Raw genomic sequence first — 14,038 nt, forward strand, 5'->3', positions numbered from 1 at the left:
TCTTCGTAGTTCTGCGACAAAGTGTAAGGTGCTCGCCGCCCTCGTTGTGACATACGATGCCGAAAAATTTCGACGCGTCGTGGCTTCACCTCACGCCCGACGAAGAGGTACTCTGGGCGGATCATCGAAGCGTTTATCGCGTTCTTCCGGTCGTAACAGTCGGTGTTCTCTTCATCTTGCTCGGTGCAGGCGTGACCGGCAGCGACCTTCTCGGTTCTGCACGTTGGCTCGGGGCTGTTTTCATTCCGATCGGATTCGTCGTCGCCGTCCCGCCCTTTCTCCGCTGGCGGAGTGAGTGGTACGTTCTCACGACCGAAGAGATATATTATAAAAATGGCATATTCTCCACAAATGTCACACAGATACGACTCGACCGAGTACAAAACACGGCCTGTAGTCAGTCGCTTGCGGAGCGAATATTCGACTACGGTGACGTGTCTGTCTACACTGCTGGGTCGGGAACGATCGACCTCGTCTTTGAAAACGTTTCCAACCCACAATCTGTCAACGAGATGCTAACTGAACAGTTGGGTCGTGTTTCGACGCGACGCTAAATTTCAGAAGCGTGATTTGCGGGATAAAACCCTTGATAAACGCGATATCGGGGTTTGAAACGGTCTGAAACAATGCACGACGAGGTTCAGTTTTTATTACCCCCGGTGGTATGGCCGAATCGAGGAAAGCGAAAATGAGCTAAACTGATAGCGCCCCTCTCTGGAGTGTCCCCCAAGAATTCGAAGCCTCGTTGAAAACTTTGCTAGCTGCCGCGGGTCGTGGCGGTGTTACCTTCGACCGTTCGTGGACCTTTCGCCGCGACGACGACAGCCCTGACCTGATGGTTGAGGTGACACGGCTCGCTGGTGAGTCAGACACCACGCAGACCTGCGGCAAGCACGCGCCCGAGATGTGTCCGGAAACGTTCAAATCGGAACTGTCGGCTCTCCTTCGCGATGCACACCGGTCGAACGTCGGGTTCGACCGCGCCTGGACGTTCCGGTGTGCTGACGGCTCTGATCTGATGGTCGAGATCACGCGTCTCGCCAAACGATAATACTCCCTTCCCCGAACGGCTCACACAACCGCCCTGTTTTCACGTCAGTTCGATGCCCTGCAGTTCGCCGAGCGGCTGCCGTTCTTCTGCAACCGGCTTGAGTCGATCTACCTGCGGGTCGAGCCATCCTCGTGCCCACTGTGTCTCTACGCGGAGATAATCGCCTGAGAATGTCTCTAGGAGAAGCGTAAACCTGTCGTTCGTCCGATCGATGTCGTGAACGTGGCAGTCGATACTGACATCGCTAACGGTGATACGGAGGGGATCTTCGATTTTGAGGCCAACGAACGCATCGACCAAGTCGGAGACCTCATGGCAGCTTTCGGTCGCGCTCATCATATCTAGCCGTAATCCTCCCGGAGACAAAAAGGGGGAATACGGTTTCACACCGTTCTATTCACTAATGGACAGCTAGTACTCAGCCGCTGTATTTCGATTTACTCATTTTATGTAAATTTTTAGCTGTGATAACAGACCCTATATAAAAGATAGGTACACGAAGGCTAACCTCTTTTACTGCATATTCGGAATGATAAGTCAAGATAATTTGGGACTGCTCTGCGAGCAAGGTGCGAATATGAGTCAGGTCGTCAATCACGCCGTCCACGAGGCGGATGGGTTCTACGAAGCAATCCCAGTCCGTATCGATGAGTTTCGACTACAGCACAACGTCTACGGCGGTATCGAGTGGTCGGACGGGATGGAGACCGTCGTCTGTCGGCAGGTCGGTAATGAGTGGCAAGCACTCATCGAACGTGGCGCGTTGACCCGTACCCTCCTTGCCGGTTTGGGTTCGCAAAATCACACGCTGTGGTTGGCGCGCGAATACATGGGGTTCGGACGAACGTACGAGAGCCACGATGTATGGGAAGAACTTCCGCCCCGTGAGCAGTCGAACCCGTTCCACGATATCTTTTCGAATCGTCGCAACTCCCCACGAGTGTAGTTCGGCGGTTAGCTCGTGAATAATTATACTCCTTCTAGCGGAACGTACTGCCATGCAGGCAATCGTTCTTGCGGCGGGCGAAGGGACACGAATGCGACCGCTATCCGGGTCGGTTCCGAAGCCCATGTTGCCGGTCGCAGCGGAACCGCTCGTCGCTCATACGACACGCGCCGCCGTCGATGCTGGAGCGGATGAAATAGTTCTCGTCGTCGGATACGAGGCTGACACGGTTCGTGAGTACTTCGGTGAAGAGTACGCCGGGATCCCCGTCAAATACGCCGTCCAAGAGGAACAGCGTGGCACCGCGGACGCGGTTCGTGCGGCACGCGACCACATCGATGGGCCGTTCGCGGTTCTCAACGGCGATAACCTTTACAACCCATCTGCGGTGAAGAAACTCCTGAGCAACGGTCCCAGCGTCGGGACGTTCCGGGTCGAAGATCCCTCGAACTACGGCGTCATCTCGACCGATGGCGACCGCGTAACGGGTATCGTCGAAAAGCCGGACGACCCGCCGACCGACCTCGCCAACACCGGTTCCTACGTCTTCCCCGAGGAGGCACGCGATTGGCTCGATGTCGGCGAGAGCGAGCGTGGTGAGTTCGAAATCACGGACGTGGTAGAGCGCGTCATTTCGGAGTACGACGTAACCGCAGTCGAAGTCGACCGCTGGCTCGATGTCGGACGGCCGTGGGAACTGCTCGAAGCTAACGAGTGGAAACTCGCCGAACTCGAACGCGACGTGCGAGGCGACGTGAGCGATCAAGCCGTTCTCGACGGGGAAGTCGTCGTCGAAGAGGGTGCGACGGTGAAGGCGGGCGTCGTTATCGAAGGGCCTGCGTTGATTCGTTCCAGTTCAAGCATCGGGCCGAACGCCTACATTCGCGGGGCCACGCTCGTCGGAGAGGGTGCGAAAATCGGTCACAGCGTCGAGGTGAAAAACAGCGTTCTCTCGCCCGGTGCGACGGTTGGCCACCTCTCGTACGTCGGCGACAGCGTCCTCGGACGTGATGTGAACTTCGGTGCGGGGACGAACGTGGCGAACCTCCGTCACGACGACGCAGACATCAAGTTCACCGTGAAGGGTGACCGTGTTTCGACCGAGCGCCGGAAATTCGGCGTCATTGCCGGTGACGACGCAAAAACGGGCATCAACACCAGCCTCACACCGGGGCTGAAGCTCTCGACGGGAGCGACGACGCTCCCCGGCGAAGTCGTGAAGCGAGACAAGTAGCACAACGCGGTCGCTTTTCGGGTATCGGTTTACATCCGTGAATGATGTGAGAAGAAGGCGCTCGCCACCACTACCGCATTTCCTCGCGAGCGCGATCGGCTTTCTCGGGGTGGTTTGCGCGCCCTCGTTTCACTTCAGTGGCAGTCATACACTCGAAACAGCCGAACACCTCGTTTCGGTTGTTTCCGAACACACGGGTAAACTGGGGCGTCACGAACGTGCCGCAGTTACGGCACTGGGTGTCGGCCATTTTGCTGTCGTCGACGCTTCGAGTTGCGCTCATGTCTATCGACATTGTATCAGTTCCTTCTCAAGGTACGACTATTATTATCCAGCAATTAAACACCTGAAACGGACTGGAAAAATATCGTAAAAATAAACTGTTTTAACCGTTTCACCGCCCCGTGGCGCGATTTTTTACTATCTGATTAACTATATATATCTCCTTCATGTGGAGAGCGCGCTCCGCTCGGTTTCGCCCCATCGAGGTAGACGATATTGCCACGACCGACACGAAGGCGGTTGACATCTCCACGCTCTTCCATTCGTGAGAGCAGTCGACTCACCTTCGACTTCGACCATCCCGTCTCCTCGACAACATCCACTTGCTTCATACGACCGCGATTTTCCCGAAGGAGTTTCAGGACGACACCTTCGTCGGTGAGTATGTCGTCGGATTCGTCCGGTTGTGGCTCGCTCACCACGGAGGTCGTTTCCGTCGTCGTGGAGTCATTCGGGTCGCGTGGGTCGAGGTTTGGGTCGTTGTATTCGGTTCCGTCGTCGATTTTGTCCCCATCGGAATCCGGGGCGTTGGGATTCGTCCCGATATCGAGCTCGAGCCCGTCGGGGAGGCCGTCGGTGTCAGTGTCGGCCTTTGTCGGGTCGAGTCGGTCGTCATCGTACTCGGCCCCGTCTGAGTTACCGTCATCGTCCATGTCCCAATCGAGAAACGCCGTTTCGTTCCATCCGGCGTTTTTCGACTGATTGACCTCGAACTCGTTTTCCAGCCCGTCGTTATCCACGTCCCCGCTTTTTTGGATGACTCGCTGGTCGATCGTCCGACTATCGAGCGTTGGTGAATCTTGACCGAACGTCGGTTTGAGTCGGAAGATAAGGGTTCGCTCACCCGTTTCCGAGGCGTTGGAACCGCTGAGGGAAACGGTCGCAGTCGAACCGTTCCCCACTTTTGTACTGCGACACTTGAGTTTTTCAGACCTACCGCTACTCCGAGTTTCGTACAGACATACCTCATACTGGTCTTTTTTACCGTTTATCTGGAACGTGACGTTGGCGGTGTACTGCTCCGACTGCCAGACGTACGTCGTGTCGTTGTTCGTCGTAACGATAGCTGTGCCAGTTTGGTTGACGCTAACGATTCGTCCGATATCCGATTCGGATTGTCCACCCGCAGACATCGGAACCAAAGCGACACCGGAAACGACGAGGGCGACGACGAGAACGGCATAGAGGGCCCACCCGCCACGGTTTCCGGATCCGAGATGCATTTTTTCGAGTACGTACGGCGAAGTTTAGTACCTTCGCCATATAGTTCTGTGTCAGACAAAAATAGCGTATCTACACATGAATTGATTAAAACACATCATTTTCTCCGAGAGGTTCTGCAATGATCCTATCGGAGCGCGAACTGAGCGCTAGAGATGAACGCGTAGAGGCCGACGATAGCCGCTCCGAGAATGTGGATAGGTGTGGTGGAGATGAGTGGTGCGTTCAGCCACGCGGCCGCGACCGTTCCGGCACTCGCCGCCGTCGCCCAGCGGTAGTAGCTGAACCAGCGGTCGTCGTCCATTTCGGATTCGACATCGGTCGTGTCGTCGGCACCGTCCGTGTTCGCCGTCTCGAGGTACGGGTCGAACTGGTCGGCGAGCGGGCCGCGTTCGACGATACCACGACTCTGGTTGTAGTTGATGATGCCCTCGTTGTCCAACTTCGGAAGATGGGACTGGTAGAGGGCGATGTACACGCGCTGACGCTCATCCGAGGCGAGCGCTTGTAGCGTCGTGTCGTTTTCCCACGCGGCCACCTGCTCGGCGAGGTCGCGCATTTCGACCGCTCCGTCCTGTTCTTTGAGGTAGCGAAGCGCGTGCCGTCTACGTTGCGTTTGGAGGATATGGAATATTTTGTCCTTCGGGAGTTCGTTCGGTACTTCGCCGTTCGGCAACGACGGTCCGTCAGAGAGAGTCTGCGTCGTAGCGCTCATTGGTCTTCGACACAGGCCAGACGGGGACACACCATAAAGTAAAGCGACCCTCTCGCTTCCTTGCGAGCCGTTGCATTCCGTTTACGTCTTGCGATTGTACGATTTGAACGAACCAACAATATGGAAAAATACATAATTGTTTGTAATATTAGTGGTTTAGATTACAATTGTTAGGGAGTGTCTAACCTCCCTTTAGCGATTGTGCGAGTGTCAACATGGTAAACAACGCGATGACAACGCCAGTTGACTGGGTCATCGTGAGCTGTTCGAGCGGACCAAGGTTGAGCACGGTACAACTGAACAGGAGCGTCGAGAGAACTGACAGACGGAGGTAGTAGTGTGCGTATCGGAGTTCGTGTGCTGTCATTCGATGTTCGCTCTCACACCAGAGTACAGATTCATCAACAGTCCCGGAACCTGTCGTATTTCGGGCCTCCGTGACCGTCGGAGATATCGGAAGCCGGTACGGAACTGTCCTTCGTCGAGGTATTGTCTCGCGAGGATATAATTGTGTGCGCCGGTCACATCGATGCCCTGTCGTTCGAGGCGTTCGACTTCTTCGGCGAACGTCCGCCGATAATGCTCGTCCGCTTTCGCCACCGCGTCCGCCGACGGCGAACCGGTTTCGTATCGGAGGAGAAGTGTCTCGTCCACACAGGCGAGTTTGCCGTGTTTGAGGACGCGAATGAGGAATTCGGGGTCTTGGAAACGGTCGAACGATTCGTCGAACCCGTCTATTTTTCGCGCCACGTCGCTCGTCACGAGCAGAGTGGAACCGGCACTGGTGTGGAGACTGTCGCTCAGGATCGGTCCGATGAGTTCCTTGCCGCCCTCCGCACCCTCGGTCTTGTTCCGCCGTGAGATGAGCTGTGTCGCCCACTTCACGATCGGATTCTGTCCGTCCAGGTGAACGGTTTCCGCCTTACAGTAGGCGGCAACCCAGTCGTCAGACCGGAGTTCGAGGGTAAGCACCTGCTTTTCGAGTTTCGTCGGGAGCCACACGTCGTCCGAGTCGAGAAACGCCATGTAATCCCCCTCTGCGTGCTCGATACCAGTGTTTCGCGCGGCACTCGCACCCTGATTTTCCTCGTGTTCGAAAAACCGGATTCGGTCGTCGTCGTACGACGCGACGACGTCCGCCGTGTCATCGTCGGACGCATCGTCCACGATGATGAGTTCCAAATCTTCGAGCGTCTGCGAAAGGACGCTTTCGACGGTTCGAGGCAGGGAGTGTGCCCGATTGTACGTCGGTACGATAACGCTTACAGTCGGGGCCATTCGTTGCCCTGTACTCCGGTTTCTCGGGGCTTTATTATCGAGTTGCTAATCGTGGAGTGCCACTGCAAGCAAGACGACTGCGACGAGCAACAGCACGAGCGACCCGAGCGAGAGACCGGACGGGCCAACCCCACCCGAGAACTTCGCGGCTTTCACTGCAAGGAGTCCCACGAGGCCGGTTCCGACGACGTGTACGACTTCGGTTTCCCGCGTATCTCCGCCACGACCGAGGTGTTCCCCCACGTTAATCGCGTGTTCACTGGCGTCCCAGGCAACGACGGTTGCGACCCCCGCCAACAGGAGCGCCCCGAGCGAAACGGCGTTGAAGATGCCGGACGCGAGGACGGCGACGAAGACGAGTCCAGTATCAGCTTTCACGAGCGCTCGTGACCCTGTTCCGCGCACAGGCACGAGCGCGAGCGAGAGGACGAGAACGCCGACCAGACCCGGAATCAGTCACCAGTCCACGGGCCTCCTCGCGGGAGCAGTTTTCCGCTCGCATGACCGTCTCGATGGCCGCAGTTCGCAGTCGTTCTCTGACGGCTGTTCGCTGGCTTCGACCGACGAGTGGCTATCGATACCGCCACGAGTTCACGGTTTCATCGAACGTGTAGCCGGCGGACGGGACGGTCACCGGCTCTTCGGGTGCAGGCATCTCGGCTTGGACGAGGTTCCCGTCACGGCCCGATGCAAGCACCGGAATCGCGAGGAGTAGACCGAATCCGCCGATAGCGACGACGAGCAGATATTCGTTTCCGAGGAACGACAGCAGTGCCCGAACCGGGAGCGCCCCCGGGCCACCAGCGATCGCCATCACGACTGCGATCGCACCGGAAAGTCCGAATAGGATGCGGCGTCCCTTCATGGCTGAACCTCCAACTTGTCGGACTGGTTTCGAGTTCGGTCAAGGCGGTCATCGGTTATCGGGGCACCGCCGTACCGAACTTCCTCGAACGTTCGCGTCAACGTCTCGGCAGCATTTCTGTCCGCGCCCGCCTCGATTGCTTCGCGCGCACATTCGCCTGGCGTCTTGGTATGTGCCTGTTCGACGCCGAATCGCTCGACCATCGACCACCACGCCCGCTCGATTTCGTTCGACGGATTCGGCTCCGGCGGCGGTGTTCGTGGCTGAACCGAACCGCTCGGCTCGGTCGGGGAGTCGAACAGGTGCCCACGAAACCGAACGCCGAAGGCGATACCGCCAGCGACGGCGACGAACGGAACGAGCCAGAGAACCCATTGCAGGAGTTGCCGAAGCAGTTCCATAAGGCGGTCGAGGAACTCCAGCCGTTCCTTCGAGACGCTCTTTTTCGACTGCTTTTGTTGCTGTTTGCTCGCGCTCGCTTGCTGTTTTTGCTGACTCGACTTCGACTGCTGTTGGTCGCTCTTCGCCTTCGCCGACTGGGGTTCCCCTTTCGATTGTGCCTGTCGTTTCAGCTCATCCGCATCGTTTGGATTGATGGGAAGCGATTTGTAATCCACGTTCACCACGTCGTCGGGGTTGGTGTTCACCGACGACCCGAGCGTCGAGGCCGACGTGCCGATAGGAAGATACAACACAGCGCAATACCCGCCGTAAGGAGTCTATCCGTGTTCATAGGACTGTGTCCGGCCGGTAGTCGGATACCCCTGTTCCACCGGTAACATGAATAGTCTATCACCACTTGATCGGTTAATTATAGACCTCGTAAAACTTCAGTAGGCGCACCAGTACTGCCAGGAGGCCACTGTTCCACTCAGTTTCAAACAGTGTATGTGCGTGTGAACGACCAACAGGCTTAGCCACCCGATAATAAACATCGACGGAAACTTTCCGCTAGGTATGTCGAGCGACACGCACGCGCAGGTCACAAAACCGCCGGACACGGGGGACGTACCGCGGAACCACGACCTGAACGCCCTGGCGGACAGGAATCTGCTCATCGTCTCGCACAGCTACAACCATTTCGTCAAGGGACAGGTGGACGTTCTCGCCGACTATTTCAACGAAGTGTACGTCCTCGTCCGGTACAACCGGTTTGCAGATATCTCCGAATATCTCCCCATCGACTACGCGAAACCATTCAGCAAGAGCGCGAAAATCAATGGGGAGGACAAGCCGGACAACCTCACCGTCATCAGCACACCACTGCTCTACCTGCCTATCGACCTTCATCGCCGCTATCTCGGCGACCAACACGCCCGGAAGGTGAAAAAAATCCTCGCCGACCTCTCCGTCGATTTCGATGTCATCCACACACATTTGACGTGGACTGCTGGCTATGTCGGCACCGTCCTCGGGCTCGAACTCGGCATTCCGTCGGTTCTCACCGTCCACGAGAACCACGATTTGTTCGTCGAACAGCTCGAATCCTCGAACGAGAAAATAAATCGGACGTGGAAGAACGCCGATGCGATCGTCCGCGTGAATCGGCAAGACCAAAACACGCTCCGACAGTTCAACGACGAGGTCTACTACATCCCGAACGGGTTCAGCCAAGGGAGACTTCGCCGAGTGCCACAGGCCGAAGCGAAGTCGGAACTCGGCATCGGCGACGGAACGAAACTGCTGTTCGCGCTCGGGCACCTGAAAAAACGAAAAGGGTTCCAGCATCTCGTCGATGTCATGCCCGATATCGTCGCGGAAGAAGGCGATGTGGTCTGTGCGATCGGCGGCCACGGCGGCATGCGCTCCGACCTTGAGGAGAAAATCGAGGAGTTGGGGCTCGAAGACCACGTTCGACTGCTTGGCTACGTCTCGAACGACGACCTGAAATATTGGATGAGCGCCTGTGACGCCTTCGTCCTTCCGAGTTACAGCGAAAGTTTCGGTCTCGTGCAGTTGGAAGCGATGGCCTGCGGATCGCCGGTCGTCTCCACGATAAACGGCGGAAGCGAGGAGGTCGTCACCTCCGAAGACCACGGGTTCCTCATCGACAGCCCGGAAGACCACGATGCGCTTGCGGACGCCGTGGTACGTGCGCTGCGCAAGGAGTGGAACCGCGACGCCATCGAAGCACACGCGGAGCAGTTCACGTGGGAACGCGTCTGCGTCGATATCGCCCATCTCTACGCCGGCCTGCTCGACCTATAGCCTCGTTCCCCATTTCATTCGACATGATACACAGTCACATAGTATCTTTTTCCTGACCAATTAGTCGAGATAGCCTTACTGTGGCACTTGTTGTCATACTATTGGGGCTTAAAGGGTGGGAATACTAAGGCACAGACTTTGGCCGAAAGGTTCTAGTATACTCTTTTGTAGACCGTCAGGACCGACCAAGTGCGGATCTTCCGGCACGTCATCTCGACGTGCCTCTCACCCGACGGTTATCACTAACGCACTGGGAGGCAGAATAACTCACAAAATCGACACACGGGACTCAATCGACACTGACAACACGGAATCGAACAACGGGGCGACGCGCCGAACCTTCTTGAAGGGGGTCTGTGCGCGGCAGGCACGGGAGCGATGGCCGACCGCGCCAGCGCTCACCACCAGTATCTGGACGAGTACGGAACGGTCGTGGATATGGTCGAGGACGCGGGTGCCGACCCGAACGGTGACGAACCGATCAACGACCTCCTGGAGGAGTACGCGGACGACGATACGATGCTACTCTTCCCGCCGGGGCGCTACCGGATGAACCGACAGTTCCGCTTTACCGGGTTCGAACACTTCGCCATCGTCGGTCAGTACAACGTGACGATCGTTCCGGACAACTACCACGACTTCGACGACGGCGGTGACTGGAACTACCGCCTCTTCCGACTCGGAATCCACTACAATCCCGGCCGCGACCTGCTGTTCGAAGACATCAACATCGACCAGACCGCAGACGACACCGGAGTCCGTGTGCTCGAAACGGCCGTCGAGGACGACCTGAAAGTTCGAAACGTCAACGTCTACGGCCAGCACGACAGCGGGGCGTGGGGGCCAGGACGCTTCGTCATTACCGACCCGGACGGAAGCGGCGTCGTGGAAAATTTCAACGCACCTGACGACGGCGCGTGGTCGGAGAACACGCCGGGAGACAGGCTGTGGCGTGGCCCGACCGGTATTCTCTGTAACCAGAACAGGGGTACGATGACGTTCAAAGACTGTTCGCTCGGCGCGTTCCCGGACAACGGACTCTACGCAGCCAACGGTTCCGGACAAGTCATCGTGGACGGTGGCGTGTACAAAAACAGCCAGACCGCGAGCGTCCGAATCGGCGACGAAGATAGCATCGTTAAAAACGCGAGAATCGTGGTGGACGACAGTAACGGCAAAGGGAACCAACACGCCATCCGCGCCGAGAACAGCGATTACATCCGCGTGATAGACTGCGACATAGAGGTCTCCGACCCGAATGGCTGTGCCATCAAGGTGATGGACGTCGGTCTGTTCCTTCTCCAAGGCTCGACCGTTCGTACCGCCGGCGACGAAGTAATTCACGGCCTCCTCGTCCAAAACAAAGCAGGGATGGCGCGCGTCAAGGAATCGAAGTTCGTCCACGACGCAGTCGGCGGCTTCTCGGTTGGGATTCAGGACGGCAACGAACCGGTGTATCTCGAAGACAACGTGTTTAGAGGGGATGGCGGCCACAAGAGTGCGCGTGCAGCGATCCGCTGTGGCCGAAGTGACTGTCAATTCCGCAACCAGGACGTCGAACAAACCGGTTCTTCTCGCCGTCGAGCCCTCGAACTCCACGACAGCGATGCGTTGCTCTACGAGGGCCAGTACATCGGTTCCATGACGCCCGTCATCAACAACGGTGATAACACCTGGGCGGAATCAACGGACAAAGATGCTGCGCTCAGACTCAACGACGGCGGTGACGGCGTCTATCTGAAAAAGAACACGCTCGTCAACGGCGTTCAAAACCGCAGCAGTTCCAGCGTGAGTGGATGGGGTAACAGCTACGACAACTAGTCACTTTCTTTTCCCTTTTCGCTCGTCGTCCCCCTGCAACGGGTCTAGTCAGTGTATAATAAAGCCTCTATAGTGAGAACTGAGTGACGAGTGTCACTTGAAGTAGACCGAAGAGGAAAACGCAGGTGGTGATGATGTGCAACGAAGTATTCTAAGTGGAGTACTCTCAGTCGCGGGAACGAAAGTTCTCACGCTCATCATCGGGATACTGACAACGCCGATTCTCTACCGTCTCCTCGAACCGGAAGGAGTCGGGATCTATACCACCGTTCTCTCGGTGTTCTCGCTATTCATGATTCTCGTGAGTTCCGGCGTCACCGACGGGGTTCGGAAGTTTCTCGCCGAAGACCGTGACATGGATTGCTGGGAGGAGAACGTCGTCGGCTTTTATTTCCGATTGGCACTGCTGCTCTCGGTGGTCGGGTCCATCGTCCTCGCGCTCGCTGCGTGGTTTGGGCTGGTCGAGAAAGTATTCGGTCCGGGATTCGAGCCGTACTTTTACATTCTCACGATTCTCGTCGTGACCGACCAGTTCCGGGCGTACGCTCGTCGGACGCTGATGGGATTCGGGTTGGAACGATATTCCGAACCGCTGAAAGTGCTCCAGCAGTTGGCGTTCATCGCGGTGGCGATTCCGCTCGTCCACTTCGGATACGGCGTCAACGGCGCACTGGCCGGAAAGATCGCGGCGGGCGCGGTGGTTGCAGTTGCGGGAATCGTAATCATCACGCGGCAGATTTCGCTGAAAGGAATCTTCCGCACGACGCCAAGCGATTTCCCGCGACGGACGATGCTGACGTTCAACTCACTGTCCATCGTGCTCATCTTCCTGCTCATGTCGCTGTACCACGTGGACATCCTGATGCTCCAGCTGCTCTCGGGGAGCAAACAGGTCGGATACTACCGTGCCGCGCTCAAACTCGCGGAGTTCCTCTGGTTCATTCCACTGGCGCTCCAGACGGTGTTCGTCCACTCCACTTCGGAGCTGTGGTCGAATGACGAGACCGAGAAAATATCGAAGTTGTCGGCGCGAACGACGCGCTATACCTTCCTCCTCACTGGAGTCATGGCATTGGGGCTGGCATCTCTCTCGAACGTCGCCGTTCCGGTTTACTTCAGTTCGGACTTCACGCCTGCGATCGCACCGCTGTTACTCCTCCTCCCGGGGACGCTCGGCTTCGCGGTCGCACGGCCGATTCTCGCCATCGCGCAGGGGAAGGGCGACCTGAAATACCCTATCATCGCGACGGGCGTTGCGGCAGTTATCAACCTCCTCCTCAATCTGCTCCTCATCCCCCAATACGGAATGCACGGGGCGGCAATCGCCACCAGCGTGGGGTACGGGTCGATGTTCGTCTTCCACTTGTGGAGTGCGCGACGAATCGGTTTCGACCCACTCTCGGATGCGCGACTCGGGCGCGTCATTTCGACGACGATACTCTCCGCACCACCCATCTTCGTCCTCGCACATTTCCTCGACGTGCGACCGGTCGTCTTCGGAATGGAGATGCCGCTCTCGCTCGTCATCGTCCCGCCGCTCGGATTCCTCGTGTACCTGTTCTTTTGCTTTGCGACGGGTGCGTTGGGAGTCTGTGAGGTTCTCAACACCCTTTCGTCGTTTCCCGAACCGCTCGGCTCGCGTGCCGAAACACTTCGAACGAACGTCAGAGAAGATACAATGTCATCCGATTCGATGCAGAAACTGATGGTCGTTGTCGGAGTCTTGCTCTTCGTTTCGGGTATCGGGTATGCGTTCCTCGGCCCCGGACCCGGCGGACTCGGCGGCGATTCCGACCCAGCACCGACTATGACCACACAGCCGGCGAGTACGACACCCGCAGGAACGACCGGCAGTTCGATGCCGACGTCGACGACCGCGGATGAGACGAAACCGACGGAAAGCACGACGAAACCGCCGTCGACGACACCTCCGGAAGAGACGACACAGCCACCATCGACGACGACGCCGAGCACGACGAGTACAACGCCACCGCCGACGACGACAAGCACGACATCGCCACCGTCCACGACGACCACGACGGCACCGACGACTACAGCAACGACCACGACGACAACCACCACGACTACAGCAACGACCACGACGACAACCACCACGACTACCGACACACCTGGACTGAACTCGACGACGCAGTCCGGAACAACCACCCAATCGGACACAACGACGGCCCAGCAGGGGACGACGGCTCAGTCGAATACGACGATAGCCCAATCTACCACGGCCAACGACGGCTGGTTCGGCGTTAGCTTGTTTGGGGCTCCGATACTGTAGGGTCGGCGGGGGTTCGAAGTGTATCGGTTTTTGCGACGCTTGAACGACGAACTGCGAGCAGAGCGAGCGTTTCGTCGCGACACATCGACGTTCGGATGACCCGTTTCGGCCCCGGGATATATCACGG

15 protein-coding genes and 1 pseudogene are annotated in these 14,038 nt (G+C 57.4%); 7 read left to right on the plus strand and 9 right to left on the minus strand.

Features of this window, described 5'->3' with window-relative positions; all coding sequences use genetic code 11:
* Nucleotides 1–56: 56 nt before the first annotated feature.
* A complete protein-coding gene (locus ACN2TU_RS26225) occupies nucleotides 57–554 on the plus strand; it encodes a PH domain-containing protein (protein ID WP_435159740.1) in 498 nt (165 codons plus the stop codon).
* Nucleotides 555–754: 200 nt separating this feature from the next.
* Entirely contained in the window at nucleotides 755–1,051 is a 297-nt protein-coding gene (locus ACN2TU_RS26230) for a hypothetical protein (protein ID WP_435159741.1), read from the plus strand.
* A 39-nt stretch (nucleotides 1,052–1,090) separates the two neighbouring features.
* On the opposite strand, the gene ACN2TU_RS26235 is transcribed toward ACN2TU_RS26230, so the two are convergent.
* Complete coding sequence (locus tag ACN2TU_RS26235) at nucleotides 1,091–1,390, minus strand: hypothetical protein (protein WP_435159742.1); 300 nt, start codon at nucleotides 1,388–1,390, stop codon at nucleotides 1,091–1,093.
* A 238-nt stretch (nucleotides 1,391–1,628) separates the two neighbouring features.
* Between ACN2TU_RS26235 and ACN2TU_RS26240 the strand changes: the two genes are divergently transcribed.
* Together ACN2TU_RS26240 and glmU are read left to right on the plus strand one after the other, a co-directional pair.
* Nucleotides 1,629–1,997, plus strand: a complete 369-nt coding sequence (locus ACN2TU_RS26240) for a hypothetical protein (protein WP_435159743.1) — start codon at nucleotides 1,629–1,631, stop codon at nucleotides 1,995–1,997.
* Between the two features lie 52 nt (nucleotides 1,998–2,049).
* Nucleotides 2,050–3,231: a bifunctional sugar-1-phosphate nucleotidylyltransferase/acetyltransferase gene (glmU, locus tag ACN2TU_RS26245; RefSeq protein WP_435159744.1), complete on the plus strand. Its 1,182-nt coding sequence runs from the start codon at nucleotides 2,050–2,052 to the stop codon at nucleotides 3,229–3,231.
* A 70-nt stretch (nucleotides 3,232–3,301) separates the two neighbouring features.
* On the opposite strand, the gene ACN2TU_RS26250 is transcribed toward glmU, so the two are convergent.
* From ACN2TU_RS26250 to ACN2TU_RS26285, 8 genes and pseudogenes are all read right to left on the minus strand, one after another.
* Nucleotides 3,302–3,514: a DUF7563 family protein gene (locus tag ACN2TU_RS26250; RefSeq protein WP_435159745.1), complete on the minus strand. Its 213-nt coding sequence runs from the start codon at nucleotides 3,512–3,514 to the stop codon at nucleotides 3,302–3,304.
* Nucleotides 3,515–3,659: 145 nt separating this feature from the next.
* A complete protein-coding gene (locus tag ACN2TU_RS26255; protein ID WP_435159746.1) occupies nucleotides 3,660–4,736 on the minus strand; it encodes a helix-turn-helix transcriptional regulator in 1,077 nt (358 codons plus the stop codon).
* A 125-nt stretch (nucleotides 4,737–4,861) separates the two neighbouring features.
* On the minus strand, nucleotides 4,862–5,449 hold the full coding sequence (locus ACN2TU_RS26260; protein ID WP_435159747.1) for a DUF7344 domain-containing protein: 588 nt from the start codon (nucleotides 5,447–5,449) through the stop codon (nucleotides 4,862–4,864).
* A gap of 181 nt (nucleotides 5,450–5,630) precedes the next feature.
* Nucleotides 5,631–5,816 (minus strand): hypothetical protein, encoded by a 186-nt coding sequence (locus ACN2TU_RS26265; protein WP_435159748.1) that lies wholly within the window; start codon nucleotides 5,814–5,816, stop codon nucleotides 5,631–5,633.
* Nucleotides 5,813–6,727 carry a glycosyltransferase family 2 protein gene (locus ACN2TU_RS26270; protein WP_435159749.1) on the minus strand — a complete coding sequence of 305 codons (915 nt, stop codon included), beginning with the start codon at nucleotides 6,725–6,727 and terminating at the stop codon, nucleotides 5,813–5,815. Before ACN2TU_RS26270 ends, ACN2TU_RS26265 begins: the two co-directional genes overlap by 4 nt.
* A gap of 45 nt (nucleotides 6,728–6,772) precedes the next feature.
* On the minus strand, nucleotides 6,773–7,183 hold the full coding sequence (locus tag ACN2TU_RS26275) for a DUF7519 family protein (RefSeq protein ID WP_435159786.1): 411 nt from the start codon (nucleotides 7,181–7,183) through the stop codon (nucleotides 6,773–6,775).
* Nucleotides 7,095–7,592: pseudogene (locus ACN2TU_RS26280) on the minus strand (DUF7269 family protein). Before ACN2TU_RS26280 ends, ACN2TU_RS26275 begins: the two are co-directional and overlap by 89 nt.
* Entirely contained in the window at nucleotides 7,589–8,287 is a 699-nt protein-coding gene (locus tag ACN2TU_RS26285; RefSeq protein ID WP_435159750.1) for a DUF4129 domain-containing protein, read from the minus strand. The pseudogene ACN2TU_RS26280 and the gene ACN2TU_RS26285 overlap by 4 nt, the downstream one beginning before the upstream one ends.
* 262 nt (nucleotides 8,288–8,549) lie before the next feature.
* On the opposite strand from ACN2TU_RS26285, the gene ACN2TU_RS26290 reads away from it, so the two are divergent.
* From ACN2TU_RS26290 to ACN2TU_RS26300, 3 genes are all read left to right on the plus strand, one after another.
* A complete protein-coding gene (locus ACN2TU_RS26290; protein WP_435159751.1) occupies nucleotides 8,550–9,800 on the plus strand; it encodes a glycosyltransferase in 1,251 nt (416 codons plus the stop codon).
* Between the two features lie 378 nt (nucleotides 9,801–10,178).
* Nucleotides 10,179–11,621: a hypothetical protein gene (locus tag ACN2TU_RS26295; RefSeq protein WP_435159752.1), complete on the plus strand. Its 1,443-nt coding sequence runs from the start codon at nucleotides 10,179–10,181 to the stop codon at nucleotides 11,619–11,621.
* A 136-nt stretch (nucleotides 11,622–11,757) separates the two neighbouring features.
* Nucleotides 11,758–13,911, plus strand: a complete 2,154-nt coding sequence (locus ACN2TU_RS26300; protein ID WP_435159753.1) for an oligosaccharide flippase family protein — start codon at nucleotides 11,758–11,760, stop codon at nucleotides 13,909–13,911.
* Nucleotides 13,912–14,038: the final 127 nt, after the last annotated feature.

The sequence above is a fragment of the Haladaptatus marinus genome (assembly GCF_051194195.1).

Bases quoted from the DNA above. Each gene is read 5' to 3' on its own strand.
- ACN2TU_RS26250 (WP_435159745.1), bottom strand. From the start codon at position 3,514: ATGAGCGCAACTCGAAGCGTCGACGACAGCAAAATGGCCGACACCCAG.
- ACN2TU_RS26260 (WP_435159747.1), bottom strand. From the start codon at position 5,449: ATGAGCGCTACGACGCAGACTCTCTCTGACGGACCGTCGTTGCCGAAC.
- ACN2TU_RS26255 (WP_435159746.1), bottom strand. From the start codon at position 4,736: ATGCATCTCGGATCCGGAAACCGTGGCGGGTGGGCCCTCTATGCCGTT.
- ACN2TU_RS26270 (WP_435159749.1), bottom strand. From the start codon at position 6,727: ATGGCCCCGACTGTAAGCGTTATCGTACCGACGTACAATCGGGCACAC.
- ACN2TU_RS26295 (WP_435159752.1), top strand. From the start codon at position 10,179: ATGGCCGACCGCGCCAGCGCTCACCACCAGTATCTGGACGAGTACGGA.
- glmU (WP_435159744.1), top strand. From the start codon at position 2,050: ATGCAGGCAATCGTTCTTGCGGCGGGCGAAGGGACACGAATGCGACCG.
- ACN2TU_RS26265 (WP_435159748.1), bottom strand. From the start codon at position 5,816: ATGACAGCACACGAACTCCGATACGCACACTACTACCTCCGTCTGTCA.
- ACN2TU_RS26225 (WP_435159740.1), top strand. From the start codon at position 57: ATGCCGAAAAATTTCGACGCGTCGTGGCTTCACCTCACGCCCGACGAA.
- ACN2TU_RS26290 (WP_435159751.1), top strand. From the start codon at position 8,550: ATGTCGAGCGACACGCACGCGCAGGTCACAAAACCGCCGGACACGGGG.
- ACN2TU_RS26240 (WP_435159743.1), top strand. From the start codon at position 1,629: ATGAGTCAGGTCGTCAATCACGCCGTCCACGAGGCGGATGGGTTCTAC.
- ACN2TU_RS26235 (WP_435159742.1), bottom strand. From the start codon at position 1,390: ATGATGAGCGCGACCGAAAGCTGCCATGAGGTCTCCGACTTGGTCGAT.